Origin of the sequence: Rhodococcus sp. A14 (assembly GCF_011603105.1) — a bacterium.
In the GTDB taxonomy this organism is placed as follows: Bacteria; Actinomycetota; Actinomycetes; order Mycobacteriales; family Mycobacteriaceae; genus Rhodococcus_F; species Rhodococcus_F opacus.
Genome location: NZ_JAAOQS010000070.1, coordinates 11,523 through 35,102 on the forward strand (window position 1 = coordinate 11,523; position 23,580 = coordinate 35,102).

Annotated in this window: 24 protein-coding genes; 12 read left to right on the plus strand and 12 right to left on the minus strand. The window is 63.5% G+C overall.

The window, feature by feature from the left end:
- The first annotated feature begins 25 nt into the window (after nucleotides 1-25).
- The 6 genes from G9373_RS29490 to G9373_RS29515 are packed head-to-tail and all read left to right on the plus strand — an operon-like array spanning nucleotide 26 to nucleotide 6,091.
- Nucleotides 26-961: an ornithine cyclodeaminase family protein gene (locus G9373_RS29490; protein ID WP_095869934.1), complete on the plus strand. Its 936-nt coding sequence runs from the start codon at nucleotides 26-28 to the stop codon at nucleotides 959-961.
- Nucleotides 958-1,887, plus strand: coding sequence for a 4-hydroxy-tetrahydrodipicolinate synthase (dapA, locus tag G9373_RS29495; protein ID WP_167118178.1), 930 nt, complete (start codon nucleotides 958-960; stop codon nucleotides 1,885-1,887). The genes G9373_RS29490 and dapA overlap by 4 nt, the downstream gene beginning before the upstream one ends.
- Nucleotides 1,887-2,723 carry a fumarylacetoacetate hydrolase family protein gene (locus G9373_RS29500; protein ID WP_167118181.1) on the plus strand — a complete coding sequence of 279 codons (837 nt, stop codon included), beginning with the start codon at nucleotides 1,887-1,889 and terminating at the stop codon, nucleotides 2,721-2,723. Before dapA ends, G9373_RS29500 begins: the two co-directional genes overlap by 1 nt.
- Nucleotides 2,724-2,742: 19 nt before the next feature.
- Nucleotides 2,743-3,255, plus strand: coding sequence for a flavin reductase family protein (locus tag G9373_RS29505; protein ID WP_167118184.1), 513 nt, complete (start codon nucleotides 2,743-2,745; stop codon nucleotides 3,253-3,255).
- On the plus strand, nucleotides 3,252-4,511 hold the full coding sequence (ribB, locus tag G9373_RS29510) for a 3,4-dihydroxy-2-butanone-4-phosphate synthase (protein WP_346842862.1): 1,260 nt from the start codon (nucleotides 3,252-3,254) through the stop codon (nucleotides 4,509-4,511). The genes G9373_RS29505 and ribB overlap by 4 nt, the downstream gene beginning before the upstream one ends.
- Nucleotides 4,508-6,091, plus strand: coding sequence for an AMP-binding protein (locus tag G9373_RS29515; protein WP_346842863.1), 1,584 nt, complete (start codon nucleotides 4,508-4,510; stop codon nucleotides 6,089-6,091). Before ribB ends, G9373_RS29515 begins: the two co-directional genes overlap by 4 nt.
- Nucleotides 6,092-6,335: 244 nt before the next feature.
- Here G9373_RS29515 and G9373_RS29520 read toward each other — a convergent pair whose 3' ends face one another.
- The 3 genes from G9373_RS29520 to G9373_RS29530 are packed head-to-tail and all read right to left on the minus strand — an operon-like array spanning nucleotide 6,336 to nucleotide 8,415.
- Entirely contained in the window at nucleotides 6,336-7,109 is a 774-nt protein-coding gene (locus G9373_RS29520; RefSeq protein ID WP_167118187.1) for an SDR family NAD(P)-dependent oxidoreductase, read from the minus strand.
- Nucleotides 7,106-7,612 (minus strand): SRPBCC family protein, encoded by a 507-nt coding sequence (locus G9373_RS29525; protein ID WP_167118190.1) that lies wholly within the window; start codon nucleotides 7,610-7,612, stop codon nucleotides 7,106-7,108. Before G9373_RS29525 ends, G9373_RS29520 begins: the two co-directional genes overlap by 4 nt.
- Nucleotides 7,612-8,415, minus strand: coding sequence for an SDR family oxidoreductase (locus G9373_RS29530; RefSeq protein ID WP_167118193.1), 804 nt, complete (start codon nucleotides 8,413-8,415; stop codon nucleotides 7,612-7,614). The genes G9373_RS29525 and G9373_RS29530 overlap by 1 nt, the downstream gene beginning before the upstream one ends.
- A 379-nt stretch (nucleotides 8,416-8,794) precedes the next feature.
- Between G9373_RS29530 and G9373_RS46820 the strand changes: the two genes are divergently transcribed.
- Entirely contained in the window at nucleotides 8,795-9,466 is a 672-nt protein-coding gene (locus G9373_RS46820) for a hypothetical protein (RefSeq protein ID WP_277346655.1), read from the plus strand.
- Nucleotides 9,467-10,064: 598 nt separating this feature from the next.
- On the opposite strand, the gene G9373_RS29540 is transcribed toward G9373_RS46820, so the two are convergent.
- From G9373_RS29540 to G9373_RS29550, 3 genes are all read right to left on the minus strand, one after another.
- Nucleotides 10,065-10,514, minus strand: a complete 450-nt coding sequence (locus G9373_RS29540) for a RidA family protein (RefSeq protein WP_167118196.1) — start codon at nucleotides 10,512-10,514, stop codon at nucleotides 10,065-10,067.
- A gap of 21 nt (nucleotides 10,515-10,535) precedes the next feature.
- Nucleotides 10,536-11,375, minus strand: a complete 840-nt coding sequence (locus tag G9373_RS29545; RefSeq protein ID WP_240960809.1) for an alpha/beta hydrolase — start codon at nucleotides 11,373-11,375, stop codon at nucleotides 10,536-10,538.
- A 72-nt stretch (nucleotides 11,376-11,447) separates the two neighbouring features.
- A complete protein-coding gene (locus G9373_RS29550) occupies nucleotides 11,448-12,368 on the minus strand; it encodes a glutamate cyclase domain-containing protein (protein ID WP_167118202.1) in 921 nt (306 codons plus the stop codon).
- Nucleotides 12,369-12,538: 170 nt separating this feature from the next.
- Between G9373_RS29550 and G9373_RS29555 the strand changes: the two genes are divergently transcribed.
- The gene (locus tag G9373_RS29555) at nucleotides 12,539-13,291 is read left to right on the plus strand and encodes a GntR family transcriptional regulator (RefSeq protein ID WP_167118205.1); all 753 of its coding nucleotides are present in this window, start codon (nucleotides 12,539-12,541) and stop codon (nucleotides 13,289-13,291) included.
- Nucleotides 13,292-13,321: 30 nt separating this feature from the next.
- Here G9373_RS29555 and G9373_RS29560 read toward each other — a convergent pair whose 3' ends face one another.
- Complete coding sequence (locus G9373_RS29560) at nucleotides 13,322-14,110, minus strand: TIM barrel protein (protein ID WP_167118208.1); 789 nt, start codon at nucleotides 14,108-14,110, stop codon at nucleotides 13,322-13,324.
- On the minus strand, nucleotides 14,107-15,471 hold the full coding sequence (locus G9373_RS29565; protein WP_167118211.1) for an MFS transporter: 1,365 nt from the start codon (nucleotides 15,469-15,471) through the stop codon (nucleotides 14,107-14,109). Before G9373_RS29565 ends, G9373_RS29560 begins: the two co-directional genes overlap by 4 nt.
- A 262-nt stretch (nucleotides 15,472-15,733) precedes the next feature.
- Between G9373_RS29565 and G9373_RS29570 the strand changes: the two genes are divergently transcribed.
- From G9373_RS29570 to G9373_RS29585, 4 genes are read left to right on the plus strand one after another with little or no spacing between them, the layout of a single operon-like run.
- Nucleotides 15,734-16,342: a hypothetical protein gene (locus G9373_RS29570; RefSeq protein WP_206032758.1), complete on the plus strand. Its 609-nt coding sequence runs from the start codon at nucleotides 15,734-15,736 to the stop codon at nucleotides 16,340-16,342.
- Entirely contained in the window at nucleotides 16,339-17,616 is a 1,278-nt protein-coding gene (otnK, locus tag G9373_RS29575) for a 3-oxo-tetronate kinase (RefSeq protein ID WP_167118217.1), read from the plus strand. Before G9373_RS29570 ends, otnK begins: the two co-directional genes overlap by 4 nt.
- Entirely contained in the window at nucleotides 17,613-18,242 is a 630-nt protein-coding gene (gene otnC / locus G9373_RS29580) for a 3-oxo-tetronate 4-phosphate decarboxylase (RefSeq protein WP_167118220.1), read from the plus strand. Before otnK ends, otnC begins: the two co-directional genes overlap by 4 nt.
- An 11-nt stretch (nucleotides 18,243-18,253) precedes the next feature.
- Entirely contained in the window at nucleotides 18,254-18,958 is a 705-nt protein-coding gene (locus tag G9373_RS29585) for a substrate-binding domain-containing protein (protein WP_167118223.1), read from the plus strand.
- Between the two features lie 443 nt (nucleotides 18,959-19,401).
- Here G9373_RS29585 and G9373_RS29590 read toward each other — a convergent pair whose 3' ends face one another.
- From G9373_RS29590 to G9373_RS29605, 4 genes are read right to left on the minus strand one after another with little or no spacing between them, the layout of a single operon-like run.
- Nucleotides 19,402-20,502: a Glu/Leu/Phe/Val dehydrogenase gene (locus G9373_RS29590; RefSeq protein ID WP_167118226.1), complete on the minus strand. Its 1,101-nt coding sequence runs from the start codon at nucleotides 20,500-20,502 to the stop codon at nucleotides 19,402-19,404.
- Nucleotides 20,503-20,544: 42 nt separating this feature from the next.
- Nucleotides 20,545-21,924, minus strand: coding sequence for a dihydrolipoyl dehydrogenase (gene lpdA / locus G9373_RS29595; protein ID WP_167118229.1), 1,380 nt, complete (start codon nucleotides 21,922-21,924; stop codon nucleotides 20,545-20,547).
- A gap of 48 nt (nucleotides 21,925-21,972) precedes the next feature.
- The gene (locus tag G9373_RS29600; protein ID WP_167118148.1) at nucleotides 21,973-22,194 is read right to left on the minus strand and encodes a hypothetical protein; all 222 of its coding nucleotides are present in this window, start codon (nucleotides 22,192-22,194) and stop codon (nucleotides 21,973-21,975) included.
- Nucleotides 22,195-22,229: 35 nt separating this feature from the next.
- Complete coding sequence (locus tag G9373_RS29605; protein WP_167118232.1) at nucleotides 22,230-23,570, minus strand: dihydrolipoamide acetyltransferase family protein; 1,341 nt, start codon at nucleotides 23,568-23,570, stop codon at nucleotides 22,230-22,232.
- Nucleotides 23,571-23,580: the final 10 nt, after the last annotated feature.

The following is a 23,580-nucleotide window of genomic DNA, read 5'->3' on the forward strand; positions in this document are numbered from 1 at the left end:
GAACACACAACTGGCAAGGAACACGATGAACGTACCGTGGATAACGGAACAGCAAGTACGCGAAAGGGTCTCGATCCTCGACGCCATCGAGTCGGTCACCCGATCGATTACCCGTGAAGTCGACGGCACCGCCCGCAACATCCCGAAAACGATGACGACCTGGGAGCCGGCCAGCAGCGCGCACGCTCTCGGTGCCTATGACGAGGGCGCCGGCCTCGTCGCGTTCAAGACCTGGGTCAACACTCCGGCAGGTGCCTCGGCGCTGATGACGCTGTTCGACGCCACTACCGGTACCCCCCGTGCGGTGCTCGAGGCCGGTGCGCTGGGTGGGATGCGTACCGCGGCGGTCTCCGGGCTGGCGACACGCCTGATGAGTGCCCCCGATGCGTCCGAGCTCGCCCTGATCGGCAGCGGACGGCAGGCATTGGGACAAGTTGCTGCGGTGTGTGCAGTTCGACCGATCACCCGGGTACGGGTGTGGAGCCGCTCCGAGAACAGCCGGACCGGTTTCGCGGCAACGGTGCGCGAAAACCTCGGCATCGACGCCGTCGCGGCCCCCACACTCGCCGAGGCCGTCGACGGGGCCCCCATCGTCACCCTCATCACCCGAGCGACGGAACCGTTCCTCCCGCGAGGACTGTTGTCCCCGGGAACGCACCTCAATGCCGTCGGCGCGATCTTGCCGAGCAACGCCGAGTTCGATCCCGCGTTGCTGGCCGACGCCGACCTGGCGGTCGTCGACAGTATCGCCAACGCACGTCGATCATCCCGGGAGCTGACCGAGTACTACGGCGAGGACTGGACCCCCGTCAAGACCCTCGGCGACCTTCTCACCGGTGCGGTGGTGCGTCCGCTGCACCCCGTTTTGACGATCTTCAAAGGACTCGGGATGGGTCTGGCCGATCTGGCGGTGGCAGCAACGGTGCTTGAGTCGACCAATCGCGAAGGAGTACTGGCATGAGATTCCGCACCGACACCGCACTGATCACCGGATCGATCGCACCCTTGATCACCCCGTTCACCGATAGCGGGGCGCTCGACACGGCAAGCCTGCGCCGACTGGTCCAGTGGCAAATCGCGGCCGGATCGCACGGATTGTCGATCGGTGGATCAACCGGGGAGCCGGCCGCACAGACCGTCGCCGAGCGGATCGAGGCGATCGAGGTCGTCGCCGACGAGATCAACGACCGCGTTCCCTTCATCCCTGGAACCGGATCGGCCAAGCTGGACGAAACCCTCGAGATCACCGCAGCCGCTCGTGCCGCCGGAGCCGATGCGGCCTTGATCATCACCCCGTACTACGCGCGACCCACCCAAGAGGCGCTGTACCGGTGGTACGCCACCATCGCCGGGGAGTTCCCGGACCTGCCGATCATCATGTACAACGTTCCCTCGAGGACCGCCGTCGAACTGGACCCCTCCACGGTCGCCCGCCTCTACCGGGACTTCGACAACATCGTCGGTATCAAGGAAACAACGAAGGACTTCGAACACTTCTCCCGGGTGATTCACGAAGCCGGAGAGAATATCTCGGTGTGGTCCGGCATCGAACTGCTCTGCCTTCCCCTGCTTGCACTCGGCGGTGTCGGATTCGTCAGCGCCGTCAGCAACATCGCCCCCCACACGGTCGCGCGGATGTACGAACTGTGGACATCCGGTGATCACGACGGTGCCCGCGCACTTCACTACGCGCTGCACCCGCTGGTGGACCTGCTGTTCGTGGAGACCAATCCGGCACCGGCCAAGTGGGTCCTGCACCAGCAGGGACGGATCGCCTCACCGCACGTGCGGTCCCCGCTGATTACGCCCACATCGACGGGCATCGACCGGATCGAGACCCTCCTCGGTCAGGCCTCGACCATCCTCACCGAAGAAAAGGCTTTCTGATGCGATTGGCAACGGTCGAACAGGACGGTGATCCGCGGACCGTCGTCCTCGACGCAGACGGCCGACCGCGGGACGTGACCGGGCTCACCGGTGTGGTGACCGCTGACGTCGACATCGACAAATTCGCTGCTCTGACGGATCAGGATCTCCACCGATGCCCGGTGATCGATCTCGACCGGATCACCCGTTGGCTACCGCCGGTCACCGATCCGCGGCGGATCCTCTGCGTCGGTTTCAACTACCACAACCACGCCGTCGAGATGGATAAGGAACCGCCGCAACATCCCACGTTCTTCGTCCGTTTCCCCTCGTCGCTCGTCGGGCACATGGAGCCGGTCGAACGAACGCCGGCGTCCGACAGTTTGGACTGGGAGGGGGAGATCGCGATCGTCATCGGCCGCGGCGGCCGGAACATTCGGGCCCGAGATGCGGCGCACCACGTCTGGGGCTACACCGCCTTCGCCGACAACAGTGTCCGGGAATTCCAACTCCACGGAACGCAGGCCACAGCGGGAAAGAACTTCGACCGATCCGGGTCGGTCGGCCCGTGGCTGGTCACGGCGGACGAGATCGCCGACCCGAACGCCCTGGGAGTACACACCTACCTCGGCGACAACCGGGTACAGGCCGGGGTTCTCGCGGATCTGGTGTTCGATGTTCCCTCGGTCATCGAATATGTCAGCACATGGACGACGCTGACCCCCGGAGACATCATCGCCACCGGCACGCCGGCCGGGATCGGTTACCGGCAGGATCCGCCCAGATACCTACAGCCCGGGGAAGTGCTGACCATCGACATCCCCGGCGTCACTCGACTCGTCAACCACATCCGCTGACGTAGCGAGGAGGAAGAACATGACGACATGCTCGACAACACCGCACGAGGACATCGCAGCATCACTGAAGGAGGTGATGGCTGCGGTCTGCACCCCGGTCTCGGTGGTGACGGCGATGGACGGTGATCGACCGCACGGAACGACCGTCAGCGCCTTCGCATCCTTGTCGATGGCACCCCCCATGGTCCTGGTCTCGCTCGACCGGACCTCCGAGCTCCTCGGAATCATTCAGCGCGGCAGACGGTTCGGCGTCAACATCCTCGGTAGCGCCCAGTCGGCGGCAGCAACGACTTTCGCCCGCAAGGGGACCGACAAATTCGCCGACACACCGTGGACCCTGGCCGGTGGTGTTCCCCGTTTGACCGGCGCACCGGGCTGGGTGGTCTGTGACGCGTCCTCCTTCGTCGAGGGTGGAGACCACATCGTCGTGTTGGGCGAGGTTCGTGAAGCTGTTGCCCACGACGGATCGCCGCTCACCTACTTCCGCCGCGATTTCGGTACCCACATGTTGCTCGGCCAGGAGCACCGGTGACCCCGGATCGGGCAGGCGATCACGCGGTCAACCGGGCCGTCACGGCGCTGCGGGCCGGCGGCATGGTCGTCGTCCTCGATGGCGACGATCGCGAGAACGAGGGCGACCTCGTGGCCGGTGCCGACACCGTCAGCGCCGAGCAGATAGCTTTCATGGTCCGCCACACCACCGGCATCCTCTGCGTTCCGATGACCACCGAACGAGCCGATCAGCTCGAGTTGGCGCCGATGGTGCCGGTGAACACCGACACCCACCAGACCGCCTTCACCGTCACCGTCGACCACATCGGCGCCGGGACCGGGGTGTCCGCCAGCGACCGCGCGATGACCGTACGTGCCCTCGCCCACTCGACCAGCGTCCCCGCTGACTTCCGTCGCCCCGGACATGTCTTCCCGCTTCGCGCCCGCCCGGGAGGTGTCCTGGAGCGGCCTGGGCACACCGAAGCCGCAATCGACTTACTCACCCTCGCCGACCGTGCTCCGGTCGGGGTGATCGGGGAAATCGTCGCGGAGGACGGCTCGATGCGGCGGGGGCCGGATCTGCGCCGATTCGCGGACAGCCATGGGCTGCCCATGGTCACCATCGCCGACCTCGCGCAATCCCTGCATCCGGAAACAGGACCCGTGGACAGACTCTCGACCTCGCGCATGCCCACCGCCTTCGGAGAGTTCCAGGCAATCGCGTACCGGTCGAGCGATGACGGAGTCGAGCATCTGGCGTTGGTGATGGGAGACGTGGCCGCGGCCGCCGAGAGTGAATCCGGTGCCCTCGTGCGCCTGCACAGCGAATGCCTGACCGGCGACATCCTCGCCTCGACCCGGTGTGACTGCGGCAGCCAACTCGAGCAGGCACTGATGGCGGTCAGCCAGGAGCAATGCGGCGCAGTGATCTACCTGCGGGGGCACGAAGGCCGTGGCATCGGTTTGGCGCACAAGATCCACGCCTACGCGCTGCAAGATTGCGGGATGGACACCGTGGACGCCAACCTCGCCCAAGGCCTCGCCGCCGACGCCCGCTCGTACACGGTCGGAGCCCACATCCTCAGGGAACTCGGAGTAGTCAGAGTGCGCCTGTTGACCAACAATCCGGCCAAATGCGCAGCATTGACCACCGACGGACTCGAGGTCCTCGCCCGCGTCGGGCTCTCGACCAACGCGACCACCGACAATGTCCGTTACCTCCGTACCAAACGCGACCGCATGGGCCATGTACTCGACATCCCCGATATCACCGACTCTGAAAGAAGCGTGCTGTGACCGCTCATCTCGGCGATCAGGTCCTGACACCCCTGAACTTTCTCGAACGCGCGGAGGCCATCCACGCCGATCGCACCGCCATGACCTACCACGCCCAATCGTGGTCGTACGGCGAGTTCGCGGTCACCGCCCGCCGCATGGCCGGCACACTCGCAGGCCACGGAGTCAAACCCGGCGACCGCGTCGCCGTCCTGGCCTCGAACACCCCGCTGATGCTGCTCGCGCACTTCGCCGTTCCCTTGGCCGGCGGCGTGCTCGTCACCCTCAACCACCGCCTGGCCGCACCGGAACTGAAGTACATCGTCGAGCACTCCGGCGCATCACTCATTCTGGGCGATAACGAATTCAGCGCCGCCGCAGAATCCTTCGGCATCCGGACCCTCGCCGCCGAACAGGTCCTGGACGCGGACGGACCCGAACACGCGCGCACGGTCGAGGACGAACGCAGCCTCATCTCGCTGAACTACACCAGCGGCACGACCGGCCGGCCCAAGGGCGTCATGTACCACCACCGCGGCGCCTACCTGCAGGCGCTTGCCATAACCCACCACGCCAAACTCGGCCTCGATACCGTCTACCTGTGGACCCTGCCGATGTTCCACTGCAATGGCTGGTGTTTTCCCTGGGCAATCACCGCCGCGGCAGGAACACAGGTCTGTCTCGATCGCCCCGACCCCGACACAGTATGGGCCCATCTGCGCAGCGGGGGCATCACCCACTTCAACGCCGCTCCCACCGTCCTCACCAACCTCACACAACATCGTGAGGCAGACAACGGGCCTCTCGGCAGAATCGTCGAGGTGGGAATCGGGGGAGCGCCGCCGTCCCCCACACTGTTGTCCGAATTGACCGCACTCGGCATCCACACCACCCACCTCTACGGTCTGACCGAAACCTTCGGACCTGCTGTGGTGAACGAACCACGCCCCGAATGGAACACCCTCAGCCATACCGATCTCTCCAAAGCAATGGCTGTCCAGGGCAACTCCAACATGGTCGGCACAGGAATCAGGGTCCTGGACACCGTCGGCAAGAAAGACGGCGCCCCGATCGCCGACGTCACCGCTGACGGCACAACTCTCGGGGAGATCGCTGTCCGAGGGAACACCGTCATGCTGGGCTACTACAACGACGACGCAGCGACCGAGGCCGCCCGGATCGGCGAATGGTTCAAGACCGGCGACCTCGGCGTCATGCACCCCGACGGATCGGTGGAAATCCGGGACCGCGCAAAAGACATCGTGATCTCCGGCGGAGAGAACATCGCCACGGTCGAAGTCGAACACGTACTCACCTCCCATCCCGCGGTCGCCGAGGCGGCCGTCATCGGCGTCGCTGATCCGAAATGGGGCGAAGTTCCGGTGGCTGTCGTTGCGCTGCGGCCAGGCGCGGACGTGTCCACCGAAGACCTCATCTCCTACACACGTACCCAACTCGCAGGCTTCAAGACACCCAAACAAATCTACTTTCGCGAACTGCCCAAGTCCGGAACGGGGAAGATACTCAAACACGTTCTCCGGGGGCTTATTGCACCGGGAGACGAACAGGTGCTGCAGGTGGATCTGCGGGCGAGCACCTGAACCTGTTCACAACCGATTCCGCGATGCTGCCCATGTGTCGCCAACCAAGGTAAGCAGCGCGGCGTGCGCCGCCCTGCGAGATGCACACCGGACGGTGACCCAAGGGAGCGGGCCTGCTGAGTGTGCCAGCGGCGATCTGCCGGGACGGCGCCAATAGTGCCAGGTCGCCGAATAGCCGTGCGAGGGTAACCGCTCAGGGAGGAGGCCGCATTCGTGGATGCGGCCTCCTCACAAGACGTGAAAGCTACGGAACGAGGTACCCCCCATCGACGGGCATTGTGATGCCGGTGACGAACCTGGCCTGATCGGAAAGCAGCCAGGCCGCCGCGGGAGGAATCTCCTCAGGTCGACCCATTCGATTCATCGGGCTGGCGGTATTGAATTTTGCTGCGATGTCGGGGGGCGTCTGCGCGAGCCCGCCGATGAGCATCTCGGTGGCGGTGGATCCCGGCGCGATGGCGTTGATGCGGATCCCGCTCTGGCCGTACTCGAAAGCTGTCGCCTTGGTCAAACCGATAACACCGTGCTTCGCCGCAATGTAGGGCGCAATTCCGAAGTTACCAACGAATCCACCTACGCTGCTCGTGTTGACGATGGATCCGCCTCCCGAAGCAAGCATCGCTCGGATCTCGTGCTGCATCGACAAGAACGTGCCTTTGAGGTTGACCGCCAGGACGCGGTCATAATCTTCGTCGCTGTAGTCGTGGAAGTTGTCCAGCGTATTGAAGCCGGCGTTGTTGAACGCTGCATCGAGCCGGCCGTACGTCTCCACACAATGAGCGACCGCGGCCGCGATCGTGTCACCGTCAGTGACATCGACGAAGAGGGATTCGACGTGATGGCCCTGTGCGCGCAACTCGTCACGAAGAGCTGTCGTGGCTTCGAGGGTTCGTGCTCCGAGCACGAGGCGCGCTCCTTCGGCAGCGAAGTGGCGGGCGGCGGCGGCGCCGATGCCCTGGCTGGCGCCGATGATGAGGGTTGCTTTGCCGGTGAGAATCCCGGTAGTGGTGGTGGTCATGACGTGGCGTTGCCTTTCGTATTTCCTTGCGAGGGGACGTCGAATGAGTACTCGACGCCGAGGGTCGATGCGAGAGCATCAACGGTGGAGGGCCCGACGATCTGGCAGTTGACGTGTTCGACGGTTGCCCGCGCGGCGTCATCGGCGACTTCGAATTCGCCGTGCCAGGCGACGCGGGTGCGGGCGTGCGGTCCGGCCGGGAGTGCGGTGACGGTGACCGAGGTGCGGGAGGCGCTCACCGGAATCGGAGGAGTCCCGACGAAGGAATAGGTGAAACTCCGACCCTGGTGATCCAGCTCGACAAGGCGCTCGAGAATGCGTGAGCCATCTTGGAGGTGAATCTCGCGGATTGCGCCGGGGGTTTGCGCGGCACCGTCGACGATGGTGCAGCCGGTGACAGTGGGATGCCAGGACATGTTGCCGAAGTTGCCGGCCAGTGCCCATACCTCCGTTGCGGATGCGTGAATGACGGCAGCGAGATCGTGATGAATGCGCATCGGCATCAGATCGATCCGCCATTGTTGGCCAGGAGAATTTGGCCGTTGACCCAGCCGGCGGTGGGGGCCGCGAGAAATGCCGCGATGCCCGCGATGTCCGAGGGATGCCCGAGTCGCCTCACGGGCGCGGCCGCGGCGAGCGATTCCATCATGCCTGTCGGCGCTCCCGCGACGACTTCGGAGTCGGCGGCGAGGAATCCGGCAGCCACTGGGCCGACCATGATCGAGTTGACTGTGATACCTCGGCTGCCGAGTTCGTTTGCGAGCACGCCGACTGTCACGTTCGCACCGGCTTTGGTGGTTGCGTATGCGGAGAACCCGGCTGGCGTGAACTTGACCGTGCTGGAGGTGATGTTGATGATCCGGCCGCCGTCGCGGATGGTTCTCGCGGCCTCCCGGAGCACGAAGAAGACCGAGCGAGTGTTGACCGCCAGTAGCCGGTCGAACTCCTCGGTCGTGACGTCGGCCAAGGGAGTAAGGGGTGCAGTGACGCCGGCGTTCGCAACGACGATATCGACACCGCCGAAGTGAGCCGTGGTCGCCGCGAACAGTGCTGAAACCTCGGAGCTTTCAGTGAGATCGGCCCGGACTGCGAGTGCCTGTGCGCCCCGGGATCGAAGCGACGCCACGGTGTCCTCGGCCTCGTCGCGGCGGCTCCTGTAGTGCACGACAACGGAGGCACCGTCTGCGGTCAGTGCCTGTGCGATTGCTCGCCCGATGCTGCGGGGTGCTCCGGTCACTATCGCGACCTTCCCGTTCAGTGGCCCGCTCGGCCGCGCCGACGGGTAATCCCGAGTCGAGTTCTCCATGGACGTTCCTCCGAGTGGGGCAGTAGATGCCGAGTTCGTGACTGTGCGACCTCGAGCGATGTGAAGTGGGAACGGCTATATCGTCGACCGGCAACGCGATGACAACCAGGCCCTGCTCGGCGGTAGGACTCGCAGTACCACGACGGGGCGGAAGAAGAGGAAGACAATGGAGCGGTGACCACGAACGACAACTCGCTCGGCCAGATCCTGCGCACATGGCGAGACCGGCTTCAGCCCGCCGATGTGGGACTTCCTGACAGTCGACAACGCCGTTCGCATGGTTTACGGCGCGAGGATCTCGCTGCGTTAGCCGGCGTGTCCGTGGACTACGTGGTACGACTCGAACAAGGACGAGCACGTAACCCATCAATGCAGGTAGTTGCCGCGCTCGCCCGGAGCCTACAGCTCAACCGAACCGAGCACGATCACCTCTACCGGCTCGCGGGTCTTCTACCTCCAGCCAGCAGAACCATCTCCTCCCACGTGCCGCCCGGAGTGCAGAGACTCGTCGCACGGCTCGGGGAACTTCCTCTCGCGATCTATTCCGCCGACTGGACGCTCCTGTACTGGACTGCCCTCTGGGCGCTGCTCCTCGGAGACCCGCTCGACAGGCCGACAACCCGAACGCAATCTCGTTCGAGCCACCTTCCTCGGCAACGACAAAGCCGAAACGCGGGCGACCCCATGGCCTGTCCACTCCGAGCGAGGATCGGAAGCAATGGAGGCGGCCCTTGTAGCAGACCTCCGTCTAGCATCGGCCAACTACAGTGACGACACACAACTGGCCTCCCTCAACGCAGAGTTGAGAAAGGCAAGTCCGCGCTTTGCCACGCTGTGGGCAGGGGGGACAGCGGCAGTGCACGCCACTGATCGCAAAACGATCCAGCATCCCTCAGTCGGCAACGTCACGGTCGATTGCGACGTACTCCTGGTGCCTGGGGAAGATCTGAAGATCGTCGCCTACAGCGCTGATGCGGGCAGCGTCGACGCTCAACGACTCGATTTGCTGCGAGTCGCCGGCACGTATGCCCTCACAGAACGCACTGGGTGAGCACGTCCCGGCCACCCGCACAAGATTTGTTCGGGTGGAGGGGGGTGGGCGCCACGGCCACAGAGCACGCGTCCACCCCTCCGGGTGCGGTCTGCGCGCTTTCAGATGCCGGTCCCCGGGGTGTCTGAAGATTGCCGAGTAGGTCGGTGGTGGCCTCAGCGGGGCAGGAACTCCTCGAGTTCGCCGACGACACCGTGCGCCTCCCGCGCCGCATGTGGTGATCGTGTTGACGGACGGGGACATGCCGTGGCTGGAATATTCGTCGCGAGCGCATCTGGTGTGCGGTGATCGGTGGAACCGCCCAGGTGGAGCGCACACTGTCGTGGCGTCGAGGGTGCAGATCCCGGTCGGTGCAGCGTGAGCGCGGCGCGTGGCGGCGATGTGATCAGAGACGCCCCACGCCGGGCAAGTTGCTACCGCACCAATGGCGTGGACAATTCCGAGTGGAGAACTCCGGCGACACGCTCAGTGCGATTTCTCGGACTGCGGACGACGTGAGACGGTGGGTCGCCCAGTTGACGTGATAGCCCATTTGATGTGCCGGCCGTGACGTCGTCCAGACAACGACGAGGTCACGGCAGGCATTCGGCACGGGTGACTATGCTGTTTCCACCGACACAATCAATTCGATTTCCACGCATGCGCCGTGAGGAAGTTGCGCGACACCGATGGCGCTGCGTGCGTGGGTTCCTCGATCGCCCAACTCGTTGATGAAGATTTCCGATGCGGCATCGAGAACCTTGCCTTGTTCGGTGAAGTCCGATGTGGACGAGACGTACCCTGTGATCTTCAGGAGGCGGGCGAGCTTGTGGGCAGGACCTAGTTCGCGTTGCAACGTGTCGAGGCTCAGCTGGGCGCACAGGCGCGCCGCGGCCTGAGCCGTTGGCAGATCGATGTCATCGCCTACCTTTCCACGGTGGACGAGTCGGCCGTCTTCCCTGGGAAGCTGACCGCTGAGGTAGGCCACGCCCCGATGGACCACCAGTGGACGGATATTGCTACTGGGCTGCTCTGATTTGACTGTCGAGTCGACAGTGGAAGCGCTCATGATATTTATCGGTTCGGCTTTCTATTGCGGAAGGGTGTAGGCAAAGCTGGAGATTTCGCGCACGAGTGCCTCGGGTTCCTCTTCTGGGATGTAGTGGCCCGATCGCGGTATGAGCCCGCCTCGCACATCGGTGCCGAGTGGTTTCATACGTTCGAAGAGATCGGGTGCAGAGCCGACTTCGCCACCGAGCGCCAAGACTGGCACGGCAATCTTCGTCGTCATCAGCGATGAGTTCTGCTCGATGTCCTCGAGCACCGCGCGGTAGTACCCGAGCATCCCCCGGGTGCCGCCCGGCGCTTGGTAGACACGCTCGTATTCGTCGATGTCCTCCCGGCTGAACGTCGCCCTCCAGTTCGCTGTCTTGCGACTGAAGAACCATTCGATCAGGATTCGCTCGCGTCCGGCGAGCAACGCCTCGGGTAGGTCCGCGATCGGGTTGAACAGGAAGTGCCAGTTGCGCCAATTGTCCGGCCCGAGCGTTAGAGTCGGCTGCAGCGTAACTCCCGGAATGTTTCCATCGAGCAGGACGAGGCCACGCAGGTCGTCGGCGAACTGGTGGGCATAGGCGTAACCGACCCAGGATCCGATGTCGTGTCCGACGAATAGGTAGCGTTCCTGATTCATCGCGCTCATCAGGGCTCGCACCCGCGCGCTCGTCGTCTTGGTGTCGTATCCACCTAGCGGCTTGTCGGAGTTTCCCTGGCCTGGGAGATCGAGTGCGATGACGTGATAGTTCTGGGCGAGTAGGGGAATCACTCGCCTCCATGCGTACACACTCTGTGGGTACCCTGCGACCAGCACTATCGTTGGGCCCTCGCCGGCTTCGACGACGTGAAATCGGATGTCGTCTGCCCACACCATGTGGTGTTGCGGTTCTACGGGTTTCACTCTGGATTGCCTCCGGGATTCAAAAGGTTATTCTGCCTTGGTCGATCAGGCGGAGATCACGTCGTTGATGGCATCGATGATCGCGATGTGATCATCGAGCGGCAGGCGATCGATGGTCATCTGAAGTTGGCCGAGCCGATCGGTTCGGCTATCGTCGATTGCTTGGCCGATGTGCACTGCCTCGCTCAGGTATTTCTCCTCGTTCGCGGCGTTGAAATGCGCAAGCAGTTTGGCTGTAAGGTCCGTGCGTAGTACGGCAAGTGCCCCTAGCAGGCCGTATGCGCCCCAGTTCGCGACGCCGGAGACGATCAGATGATCGGCGCTGGTTTGTGCTGCTACGAGTGAGCCATTGGGGATGTCGTTTTCGACGATATCTTTTGGTAGAACACCCATTCCGATTTCGTTCCCACCGTCACCGATGCCGATGCTCACCCAGGGAGCGGTCCAACCGTCGTCTTCGAAGAGATAGTCGAGTGGGGCGGTGTCCTGCGAGATGTCCCAACCGTGCTCGCGGTGCGGTTTGCCATCGGACCCCAGTGAGCATCGCTCGATAGCGACGATGTGGGACAGCGGGTGTTCTGCCGATTCCAGGCGTGCCCGCAGGGCGCGGACGGCGGCGGGATCGACTGCCACGATCTCGAGGTCGACCTTGGCCGGCAAGGCCTCCACGACGGCCCACACCGCCTTGGCGCATGGGGCATCCGTGATCACGGTGACCGGGATTCCGGCTTCGATCAGTCCTGCTGCGAGCTGACCCATGCCATTGAGACCGTCCGTCTCCGGTGATGGCGGTTCGGCGTGACGGACGAAGAATCCGCACACGATTCCGACGTGCGGCGTGGGGGTGTTGGCCAATGATTCAGCCGCGCGTTGCAGGTTTCCTTCGGCGAACTTCACCAGGCGAGTGATGTCCCGGCGGACTGTACGACCGACGATGGTTTCGATGCGAGTGATCGAACTGTCCACGTCAACCTCCATCTGTATATGTAACGTATATTTACTGTAGCGATCAGTGTTCGTCGTTACAAGGGTTTACGCGATCAAGCGCTACGCTCCTTGTAACCAGGAAGTATGCAGAACGTATATTCGTGGGTTGACCCAGTAGCCCAGCATCTATCCTCGGACGGGGGAGCGAAATGACGAATCAACTGACGGATGGCGAGTCCTCGTCTGCGTCTCAGACCGACAGCGTTGTCGAGAGAATCCGATCACTCATCATCGACCTGGAACTTGCACCGGGGAGTCGAATCGACGAGAGATTGCTCCTGAGCAATTACGGCTTCGGCCGTACCCCCGCGCGCGAGGCGATCAATCGACTGGCCGCCGAGGGATTCGTCAAGATCGCTCCGAATCGAGGCGGCACCTTCGTTCGCAAACTCGACCTCGCAGAGATCCGCGAGATCGTCACCGCCCACCAGTTGGCGGAGACCGTCGTGGGAAACCTGTGCCGATTCGACGACGCGGCGCTGGTGCCCGATCTGACTGCCATTCAGGCCGAGTATCGCGAAAAGGTGAACCAGCGCCAGTACTTGGAGATCACCGAACAGAATCAGCGATTCCACCTGAGAATGCACCGCACCATCGACAACAGCTTCATCTACGACTTCGCGCATTCGACCCACCGACACGTCCGCCGTCTCAACGTGCTTCTCTACCAACTGGAAGCCGCAGACTCGGAACTGCACGAAGCACGATTCGACGAGAACCTCAGCGAACACGAGGCCATCATCGACGCGGTCCGCCGCGGCGATCGCGACGCGCTTCGCACGCTGTGCCCGGCTCACGCGACCAAGACACAGGACCGGTTGATTCAGATACTGAAGACCGGAACGGTCCAGCCTTTCGACATCGACATACGGACGGACGACCTTCTCGTTCCGAAGTCCTAAGGCCCACGCGCCTGCTGTCGATCACCGTCGTCATACTGTGAAGGCCTCACGCCACACCAGACCTTCGACGGTGTCGTGGCTGGGCGCGTATTCACATCCGATCCACCCTTGATACTGCAGCCGGCGTAGTTGCTCGAACACGCAGACCCATGGGATGGAGCCCGTTCCGGGTTCGGATCTCCCCGGGCTGTCGGCGATCTGCACATGCGCAACGAAGGGCATCATCCGCGCCAGGTCGTCGACGACGTCGCCGCCGTCTGTTCGACAGTGGTAGACGTCGAAGAGAACACCCACTCGGCGGTGTCCGACTGCGTTCACTACCGCCGCTGTCTCGTCGAGCGATTCGAGTACGAATCCCGGGGATTCTTGCTGAGAGATCAACTCGATGACGAGCGTGATGCCCGTCGACGCTGACCGCTCCACCGCCCAGGCGAGATTCTCGACATAGGTCGCTATCGCGGAATCTTTCGATACATCAGGCCTACGAACGCCGGCCCTGACATGGATGATGCCGGTGCCCAATTCGACCCCGTAGTCCAACGCCGTCGAAAAGTCTGTCCGGAACACTCGCCTAGCGTCAGGAGTGCATGCGGTGCCGTACCGCAGGTTCGAGTCCGGAGTATTGATCAGCACCTGCTCAAGGCCCGAGTCGGCCAAGTATTTCGTGAGTTCCTTCAGCGAGTACTCGTACGGAGATGCGTACTCGACTCCGGTGAACCCGGCGTCGGCGGCGGCAGTGAAGCGCTGCTCGAAGGGGAGTTCCGTGAACAGCCACTTGAGGTTCGCAGCGAACCGAAACGCCGGCGCGACAGAAGTCATTCGAATGCCTCGACTCGCCCAGTAAAGCCCTCAGGTTCTCTCTCCAGCGGAAGATAATGACTTTCCTCTTCGCGGTCGGGGTTTCTGCCGATGGCGAGACCGGTGATAGTGCATGCAGCGGCGATGCCGATGTAGACCGGGATCAAGTCCCAGCTGCCGGTTCGGGTGAACAGATACGTGAAGATGAGAGGCGCCAGCGCGCCGCCCACGATTCCGGACAAACTGAACACCAAGGAGGATCCGGTGGCGCGAAGTCGGACGCTGAACTGTTCTGAAATGAACGCAGCCTGCGGGCCGTACATGAGTGAATGGAAGGCCAAGCCGCCGACGACACCCACAATCATGAGGAGCAGTGAGCCGTCCTGCACGATCACGAAGAACGCGATCGACCACACGAACGCGCCGACGGTCGCGACTCCGAACATCAGTCTGCGGTTGACGCGGTCGGATAACGCGCCGGCAGCGGGTGTGAACACGATTTGCGCGGCGGAGCCCACCATCACGGCCACCAGCACCTCGCTGCGACTGAAGCCCAGCTTCTGAACTCCGTATGTGATCGAAAAGACCGAGAACAACGCGAACGTGATATCTGGGCAGATTCGCGTGAGTATTCCAGCCACCAGTGCACGTCGCTCCGTGCCGAAAACTTCCGCGACCGGCGCTTCCGGGCGCTCTCCGCTTTCGCTCAGCGCTTGGAACACCGGAGTGTCTTCCAGCTTCATGCGTATCCAGAGACCGAAGCCGACGAGGACGGCCGACAGCAGGAACGCAACTCGCCATCCCCACGACGTGAATTGTTCGTCGGTCAGGACAACCGCCAATAGAGCGAGCACACCGTTGGCCATGAGGTTGCCGATCGGAGTTCCGACCTGCGCGGCCGAGGCTAGAAGTCCACGACGTTTCGGGTTGCCGTATTCGCTGGACAGCAATACCGCTCCACCCCACTCACCACCCACTGCGACACCCTGGGCGAACCGCAACACGACGAGCGCGATTGGTGCCGCGATGCCGAGAGTCGCGTAACCGGGCAGCAATCCGATCAGGAAGGTAGTGGCACCGATGATGATCAATGTGACGACCAGCAAGTGCTTTCGCCCGATCACATCGCCGAGGCGCCCGAAGACGAAGCCTCCTACGGGCCTTGAGATGTAACCCACGGCGTAGGTCGAGAACGCGAGAAGGGTGCCCGCAGTGGGGTCACTGTTAGGGAAGAAAACTTCTGGAAAGACCAGAGCGGCAGCCACCGAGTAGATGGCGAAGTCGTACCACTCCAGCGCTGTACCGGTAGCACTTGCTGCGTACGCCCTGTACATAACTCTTCGTGCGTTGTTCGTCTTGGACACGGTCGATTGTCCGCCCATGACGTCTCCTCTCGTCGTGCACGTTCTGCGTGCAGGTTCAGCCCCTTGCCGATCACATATACTTCTCGTATATTTCAGGTAAGCGCAAGGGGCAATCGAGAATTTTTCAAACGTAACGCGCTCGAAACTTTCACCCCCGAACAGGTTTCGACCCCATCTACTTCGATGCGAATGAACAGAGATGACTTCAATACACACTGATAGACCGCTGGTAGCTCTGATCAGCGCAACGCCCGCGGCCATAGCGCCCGCAGTAGTAGGTTTGACCGAGAATTTTCCCGAAGCAGTGGTGTGGAACATCCTCGACGACCGGTTGCTGACGGAAGCCGATGAACACGGCGGCGTTGTAGGTCCGCTGGCGCAGAGAATGCTCCGACTCATCGACCACGCCGTCACCGAAGGCGCCGACGCAGTCCTGCTCACGTGCTCCATGTACGGACCGATCGCGCGCACCTACCCTGCACTCGTGCCCGTTCTCGCGCCCGATGATGCCGCGTTCGCCGCCGCTGTGGAGGGCGGATTCGACCGCATTCTGGTTGTCGCGTCCTTCGAAGCCGCACTACTCGACACGGAGAAGCGATTCGCAGATTTCGTGGCCACGCAGTCGAGGACTATCAAGATCCTCGGCGCCTACGCCCCCGCGGCGCACGAGGCCACCCGGGACGGCGACCAACACTCGCTACTCACCGCGCTGACCGAGACCTGCGTGACATTCACCGATCGCATCGACGCGATACTGCTTGCTCAGTACTCCCTGGCACCCGTTGCGTCCGCACTCTCCGAACGGCTGGGCATACCGGTTGTATCCGGTCCGGGCGCCGCGGCAAAACTGCTCCGGACACGACTCGACTACACCAGCGAGACAGCATGATTGGCGCCATCGCAGACGACTTCACCGGGGGCACCGACGTCGCCGTGGCCTTCCGTCGCGAAGGACTGAGAACGCACATGTTCTTCGGTGTACCGCCCGACGACGTCGAGCGGTCGCCCAGCGATGCCGTCGTCATCGCACTCAAGAGCAGGATGACCCCCGCGCCGGAGGCCGTGCAGCAGTCACTGGATGCATTACGGTGGTTGCGCGAACACGGTGCCGACCAAATCTACTTCAAATACTGCTCCACATTCGATTCGACACCACGCGGCAACATCGGCCCGGTACTGGACGCTCTCACCGACGCCATCGGCGCGGCCACGGTGATAACGACACCTAGCTCTCCTGAACACCTGCGAACGCAGTACCAGGGATACCTTTTCGTCGACATGCTCCTGCTATCCGATTCACACATGCGTAACCACCCGGTCACGCCGATGACCGACTCGTACCTCCCTCGCTTGCTACGTACTCAGACGGACGCAACAGTCGGACTCATCCCCCATGCGACGGTCAAGGAGGGTACCGACTCCATTACGGCAGCCATCGCCGCAGCCGAAACACGCGCTGAAAAATACATTCTCGTCGATGCTGTCGACCAACAGGACCTTCAGGCGATTGGTCGTGCCATCCAAGGATCATCGCTGACAGCCGGCGCAGCAGGCCTGGCGGGAGGTCTAGCGGCGGCAGTCGCGGCCGCCAACTCGACGCTCGTCGGCAACACGACCCCTGCTCAGGCAGGTGCCGACCGCGAAGGCCGAGCAGCCGTCCTCGCCGGCAGCTGCTCGGCGCGAACACTCGAGCAGATCGCCGTCATGAAAGGACAGGGACGCCCTTCGTACCAGCTCGACGCGATGGTCGACGACAACCCAGAAACCCTGGCCGCCGACGCACTCGCCTGGTACGACGCTCTCACCACCACCGACGCTCCGTTGATCTACTCGTCACTCAATCCGGTCGAGCTCAAACGCGTCCAAGACGCTCTCGGGATCGCCGAATCGGCTGCCGTCCTCGAAAACACCACGGGCCGAATAGCCATCGGACTCGTCGAACGTGGCGTCACCCGAATCGTCGCCGCCGGCGGCGAGACCTCCGGAGCGATCGTGACCGCACTCGACGTCAGCGGAGGACTCATCGGATCCGAGGCCGCACCGGGCGTGCCATGGATTCTGACAACATCCGGACACCGAATCGCCCTGCTCCTCAAATCAGGGAACTTCGGAAGCCCCGAACTGCTCGCCGACGCGTCGGCCCATCGATCGGATCTCGCATGACACACTTCGACGACAAGCGCGCCCAGGTAATAGCCGCGGCCAGATCGATCTTCACACGATCACTGACTCACGGCAGCACCGGAAACATCTCGGTCCGCGCTGGCGAGAACATCCTCGTCACTCCCACCGGCAGTAGCCTCGGAACCGTCGAACCCGATGAGTTGTCCATCATCGACGCGGCAGGAAAACACCTCGGCGGCACACGGCCGTCGAAGGAAGCATTCCTGCACGCTGCGATCCTGCGCGCGCGTCCACAGGCAAACGCCGTCGTACACACCCACTCGACGTATGCGGGTGCAGTGTCGTGCCTGGTCGATATCGACCCCGCCGACGTGCTGCCGCCACTGACCGCATACTTCGCGATGCGCATTGGGAAACTTCCCCTGCTTCCCTACTACGCGCCAGGCGACGACGGACTCGAAGAAACGGCCGAACACGCGGCCATCACCCACCACGCATTGCTACTGAGCAATCACGGCCCGATCGTCGCGGGAGACACCGTCGGATCAGCACTCGACGCGATCGAGGAACTCGAAGAGACATCCAAGCTCTTCCTCCTGTTACGGGGAATGAACACACGCCCACTCACAACACAACAACGTGATGCACTCGCCTCCACCCGATAGGACAATCAGGCATGAGCACCCCCCACGACAACCGTGTCTCCCTCTTCAGCACTCTCGCAGTGAAGGGCGCACTCGACTTCACCATTCTCCCTCGTTACGAACGGGACTCGGGCGCGCGCGCCGAATCGACATTCGATCCCACGAACGTGCTGCTGGACAAGATCGAAAGCGGTGCTCGACCGGACGTGATGATCGGTGTGTCATCGTCGTTCGACAGACTCGTCACTGCCGGCATTATCGACGGGCCGAGTCGCAAATCCATCGCTCGAACCGGCGTCGGACTCGTAGTCTCCCCCGAAACACCAACACCCGACATCAGCAGCCCGGAAGCACTCGCCTCGACGCTCAAACAGGCACGCTCAGTTGCATACTCCCGTACCGGAGCAAGCGGCGTCTACTTCGCAGAACTCCTCCTCGCTCTCGGTATTTCCCACGAGGTCAACTCCCGCGCCACCATCGTCGAAAAGGGCTTCACCGCTCTTGCGGTGGTCGACGGACGCGCTGATCTGGCCATCCAGCAACTCAGCGAGCTCAGGTTCGTCCCCGAGGTCCAGATCGTCGGACCCCTCCCCGAATCGATTCAGCATTACACCGAATTCTCGGCAGCACTCGGCACCCACGCCGTCGGCGACCGCAATGCAACGGCCCTGATCACTGCATTGACAACAGACTACGCACGGACCGCATACGCGGATGCAGGCCTCGAAGTACCGTGACCACCGGCAAGAATGCTAAATAGATTATTGGAGAACATAATTCACCGATAGATCCCGGCTCCTTTGCAGATGGCGGTCGTCGTGACGGCGCTGAATCGAGGGGAGCCAATTACCCTCGACCGGTACTTGCTGACCTCGCTGCAGTGGAGCAGGGAGGGCTTCGGTCAATATCGGTGGCCGAACGGGGTGCGGGGCAAGCCCGAATCGGGTTCCGGAGTGGCTGGGGTGGATTCCCCGTCGGAAAGCTGGGAGGCAACGCGGCGAGTTGGATCTCCGGAATGGAGTTTAAATTCCACGCCCAATTGGTAATTGGCGGCCCCGTCGTTGCCGGATGGACGACGGGGCCGCCCGCATCCCGGGCGGGAGCTAGCACGCTCGGGATACGCTCGCTGCCGTCGGGTGGCAGCGGGCACAGGGCACCGGTTGAGCTGGCGGCTCAGGCTCTACGCGCGCCGGGTGGAGGACAGGCGTGCCTCGACGATGCTGTCGGCTGCCTGCCCTGGGGTGATCGACTCGGATTTTGACCTGTCGAGGATGGCGATGACAGTGTCATAGATGCGTTCGACGCGATCGCGTATCCAGTCGGTAGTCGCGCCTTCTCGCTCGCCGGCTACCTGGATAAGGCCTCCGGCGTTGGCGACGTAGTCGGGGACCCACAGCACGTCCCGGTCATGAAGTTGCCGGCCTACCTCAGGGGTCCACAGTTGGTTGTTGGCCGCGCCGCAGACGATGGATGCGGTCAGCCGTGGCACGGTGTCCGTGGTGAGCGTGCCGCCCATGGCGCACGGCGCGTAGACGTCGATCCGCTCGCCGAGGATGTCCTGGGTAACGGAAATCTCGGGAAAACGTTCGGCGACGCGGGCGAGGGAGGCATCGTGCACATCGGCGGCGATGACGCGTGCTCCGTCTGCGAGAAGAAGTGAGATCAACTCGGAGCCGACCTTGCCCACGCCCTCGACGCCCACGGTCCGACCCGACAACACCGGTTTTCCCCAAACTGTGGCGGCAGCTGCGCGCAGGGCTTGGTAGACACCGAGGGCAGTCATGGGGCCGCTGTTGCCGGATCCGCCGACAGCGGTGGAGCGTCCGACGACGTGATCGGTTGCCTCACCGATCACATCGAGATCGTCGGTATTGGTGCCGACGTCGCCGGCGGAGATGTACCGCCCGCCGAGGGTGTCGATGAACCGGCCGTACGCGCGCAGCAGTTCGGGGGTTTTCGTCTGCTCCGGGTCGCCGATGATGACCGCCTTGCCGCCGCCGAGCGCGACTCCCGCGATCGCCGCCTTGTATGTCATCCCTCGCGACAGGCGCAGGACGTCGGTCAGCGCGCTGCTCTGGTCGGGATACGGGTAGAAGCGAGTGCCGCCGAGCGCGGGACCGAGGACTGTCGAATGTATGCCGATGATCGCCCGCAGTCCGGTGGCGGCGTCTTCGCAGAAGACGACTTGTTCGTGGGGAAGCCCGGGTATCGCGTCGGCGCGACCGAAGACGGTGTTGTCGTCGGTGGTCGCCACGTCGGGGGCGTCGGTGGTGAGTGTCATCTCGTGTTCCTTCTCGTGGTGACGGTGTGGGGCGTGGCGTGGTCAGCCATGCGCATGCAGGGGTTGTCCGGCGAGGGCCAGATGTGCTTCGCCGAGTGCCTCCGCCTGGGTGGGGTGGGCGTGCACGAGTTGGGCGACTTCCTGGGGATGGGCGCCCCAGGCGACGATCAGCTGGGCTTCGCTGATCAACTCGCTTACCCGCGCGCCGACCATGTGCACTCCGACGACCGGGCCGTCGGTGGACTCGGCGCCGGCGCGGATGACCTTGATGCCACCGGTGGTGCCGAGAATTTGGCTTTTTCCGTTTCCGGCGAGGTCGTAGACGATCGTGGAGACGTCTCCGTACTTCTCGCGTGCGCCGGCCTCGGTCAATCCGACCGACGCGATCTCCGGGTGGGTGTAGGTGACCCGCGGTATTGCCGTTTCTTCGATTCGGGTGGGATTGCGGCCGGCGATGTGTTCCGCGACGAACAGGCCTTGTTGGAAACCGCGGTGTGCGAGTTGCAGTCCGGCGACGATGTCGCCGACTGCGTAGACGCCGTCGTGGTTGGTTTGGAGGTGTTCGTCGACGACGACGAAGCCTCGGTCGAGTGCCACGCCGGCTTCGGCGAGACCGCTGTCGGCGGTTCGGGGGCCGCGTCCGACCGCCGCCATGAGCAGGTCGGTTTCGATCTTGTCGCCCGAGTCGAGTGTGATCGACACGGTCTCGCCGATCTCGGTGGCCTCGACGAACTTCGTCGAGGTCTGAGCGGTGATACCGCGTTTCCGGAACGCGCGGCTCAGCTGTTTCGAGGTCCACTCGTCTTCGGCGGCGACCAAACGGGGAAGTGCTTCGATGATCGTCACCTGCGACCCGAATGATGACCACACGCTGGCGAATTCGACGCCGATGACGCCGCCGCCGAGGATCGCCACGCGTTGCGGGATCTCCTTGTGTGTGAGGGCTTGGTCGCTGGTGACGATACGGCCACCGATTTCGAGGCGGGGAAGACTGCGTGCGTAGGATCCGGTCGCGAGGACCACCGATTTGCCGGTGATCTTCTCGCCGTCGACGTCGACGGTCCGGTTGCCCAGGTAGCGGCCGTGGCCGGTGACGACATCGATGCAGTGGTGTGTGACGAGTCCTTGCAGACCCTTGTACAGCTTGGCGACGACGCCGTCCTTGTAGTGGTGCACCTGGTCGGTATCGATGCCGTCGAAAGTGCCACGCACCCCGTACCGATTGCCGTCGCGCACGGTGTCGGCGACTTCGGCCGCGTGCACGAGCGCTTTGGTGGGTATGCACCCGCGGTGCAGGCAGGTTCCACCGACTTTGTCCTTCTCCACGAGGGTGACGGACAGGCCGAGTTGGGCGGCTCGGAACGCGCAGGCGTAACCACCCGACCCACCTCCGAGGACGACGAGGTCCGGTGTCCGAGTCATCGCTGATCTCCTCTCTGGCGACAGCGTTCGGGCAGCTGTCGCACGTGCCTAGTGCAGGGTGTAGTGGTAACCGGGGTCCGCGACGGGTACGACATCGTGCGCTCCGTCGGGATACTCGACGAGCCAGCACGGTCGCCCCTGGGACGGGGCAACCATCATGACGCGTCCCGGTTGGCCGCAGCGCCATCCGTCTCGCCGCCGGTGAACGGTGATCGTGCGGCCGATCTGCCGCTCGGCGAACCCGAGCGCGCCGTCGTCGTGGGTGTACATGCGCATTCTCCGTGTCAGGGCCTCGTCGATCGTGCTCATCCGAGCGCGACGAACTCGAGCGGATCCGACAGGATGCGGCCGATGTCGGCGAGGAACTTCGACCCTTGCTCTCCGTCGACCAGTCGGTGGTCGAAGGACAGGCTCAACGTGGTCACCGAGCGCAGGGCGATGTCGCCTTCGAATTCCCAGGGTTGGTTGCGAATGGCTCCGAAGCACAGGATCGCGGCTTCGCCGGGGTTGAGAATCGGTGTGCCTGCGTCGACGCCGAACACCCCGACATTGGTGATTGTGATGGTGCCGCCGGCAAGATCGGTAGGTCCGGTCTTGCCTTCCTTGGCGGTGCGAGTGAGGTCGACCAACGCGTCGGCAAGCTCACGCAGACCCAGCCGGTGCGCGTGCTTGATGTTGGGAACCATGAGACCCCGGGGCGTGGCGGCCGCGATCCCCAGGTTGACATGGTGTTTGATCACGATCTCCTGGGCTTCGTCGTCCCAGTGCGAGTTCAGGCTCGGGTTCCGCCGAAGGGCGATGAGCAGCGCCTTGGCGATCAACGCCAGCGGTGTCAGCCGCACGTCTGTGAATTGGCGGTGCGCACGCAATCTGTCGAGGAGCTCGACCGTTGGGGTGACATCCACAGTGACGAACTCGGTGACGTGCGGCGCGGTGAACGCACTGGTGACCATCGCGGCTGCGGTGTGCTTGCGGACGCCCTTGATCGCGACTCGGGTCTCGTCGCCGGGCGTGCTCCCGGCAACGACTGGCGAGGGGAAGAACGACTCCGGGGAGTCTTCCGATACCTGTTGCGCCGCCAGGTAATTGGTGATGTCGTCACGGGTAACGTCACCGTGCGGGCCGGTGGCGGGGACCTCCGCGATGTCGACATCGCGCTGGTACGCGTAGAACCGCACCGGTGGCTTGGCGAGCGGACGTGCGTTAGCTGCCGGCCCACCGGCCGCATCGCGTCGGACCTTTGCGACGTCGGCAGCCGCGGGGCGCGAACTACGTCGGCTACCGCCGTCGCCGGCCACCCCGTAGCCGACCAGGACGGGGATGCGATCCGGCGTGCCCGTCTCCGCCTGCGCGGCAGCGGAGGTTTGCGGTGTGGCGGGGGTTGCCGGGGCGGCGGCGTCTTCGCCGGTGTCGATGTCGATGATCGCGGTGCCGACGTCGACGGTTGCTCCCGCCGCGGCGTGTAGGGCGGTCACCGTACCGGCGTACGGGGAGGGAAGCTCCACGGAGGCCTTGGCCGTTTCGACCTCGGCGATGATCTGATTGAGCTCGACGGTGTCCCCGACGGCCACGAACCAGGAGATCAGTTCCGCATCGGTCAGTCCCTCCCCGAGATCGGGCAGCAGGAAACTTCGTACTTCAGGCATGGTGTGTTCC

Excerpts from the sequence above, each read along its gene's own strand:
- G9373_RS29525 (WP_167118190.1), bottom strand. The coding sequence starts at position 7,612 with ATGCCGATGCGCATTCATCACGATCTCGCTGCCGTCATTCACGCATCC.
- G9373_RS29545 (WP_240960809.1), bottom strand. The coding sequence starts at position 11,375 with ATGGTGTGGGCAGACGACATCCGATTTCACGTCGTCGAAGCCGGCGAG.
- G9373_RS29560 (WP_167118208.1), bottom strand. The coding sequence starts at position 14,110 with ATGACTTCTGTCGCGCCGGCGTTTCGGTTCGCTGCGAACCTCAAGTGG.
- G9373_RS29585 (WP_167118223.1), top strand. The coding sequence starts at position 18,254 with ATGAGCACCCCCCACGACAACCGTGTCTCCCTCTTCAGCACTCTCGCA.
- G9373_RS29565 (WP_167118211.1), bottom strand. The coding sequence starts at position 15,471 with ATGGGCGGACAATCGACCGTGTCCAAGACGAACAACGCACGAAGAGTT.
- G9373_RS29555 (WP_167118205.1), top strand. The coding sequence starts at position 12,539 with ATGACGAATCAACTGACGGATGGCGAGTCCTCGTCTGCGTCTCAGACC.
- dapA (WP_167118178.1), top strand. The coding sequence starts at position 958 with ATGAGATTCCGCACCGACACCGCACTGATCACCGGATCGATCGCACCC.
- G9373_RS29605 (WP_167118232.1), bottom strand. The coding sequence starts at position 23,570 with ATGCCTGAAGTACGAAGTTTCCTGCTGCCCGATCTCGGGGAGGGACTG.
- G9373_RS29600 (WP_167118148.1), bottom strand. The coding sequence starts at position 22,194 with ATGTACACCCACGACGACGGCGCGCTCGGGTTCGCCGAGCGGCAGATC.
- G9373_RS29500 (WP_167118181.1), top strand. The coding sequence starts at position 1,887 with ATGCGATTGGCAACGGTCGAACAGGACGGTGATCCGCGGACCGTCGTC.
- G9373_RS29490 (WP_095869934.1), top strand. The coding sequence starts at position 26 with ATGAACGTACCGTGGATAACGGAACAGCAAGTACGCGAAAGGGTCTCG.
- otnC (WP_167118220.1), top strand. The coding sequence starts at position 17,613 with ATGACACACTTCGACGACAAGCGCGCCCAGGTAATAGCCGCGGCCAGA.
- G9373_RS29520 (WP_167118187.1), bottom strand. The coding sequence starts at position 7,109 with ATGACCACCACCACTACCGGGATTCTCACCGGCAAAGCAACCCTCATC.
- G9373_RS29505 (WP_167118184.1), top strand. The coding sequence starts at position 2,743 with ATGACGACATGCTCGACAACACCGCACGAGGACATCGCAGCATCACTG.
- otnK (WP_167118217.1), top strand. The coding sequence starts at position 16,339 with ATGATTGGCGCCATCGCAGACGACTTCACCGGGGGCACCGACGTCGCC.
- G9373_RS29530 (WP_167118193.1), bottom strand. The coding sequence starts at position 8,415 with ATGGAGAACTCGACTCGGGATTACCCGTCGGCGCGGCCGAGCGGGCCA.
- G9373_RS29540 (WP_167118196.1), bottom strand. The coding sequence starts at position 10,514 with ATGAGCGCTTCCACTGTCGACTCGACAGTCAAATCAGAGCAGCCCAGT.
- G9373_RS29590 (WP_167118226.1), bottom strand. The coding sequence starts at position 20,502 with ATGACACTCACCACCGACGCCCCCGACGTGGCGACCACCGACGACAAC.
- lpdA (WP_167118229.1), bottom strand. The coding sequence starts at position 21,924 with ATGACTCGGACACCGGACCTCGTCGTCCTCGGAGGTGGGTCGGGTGGT.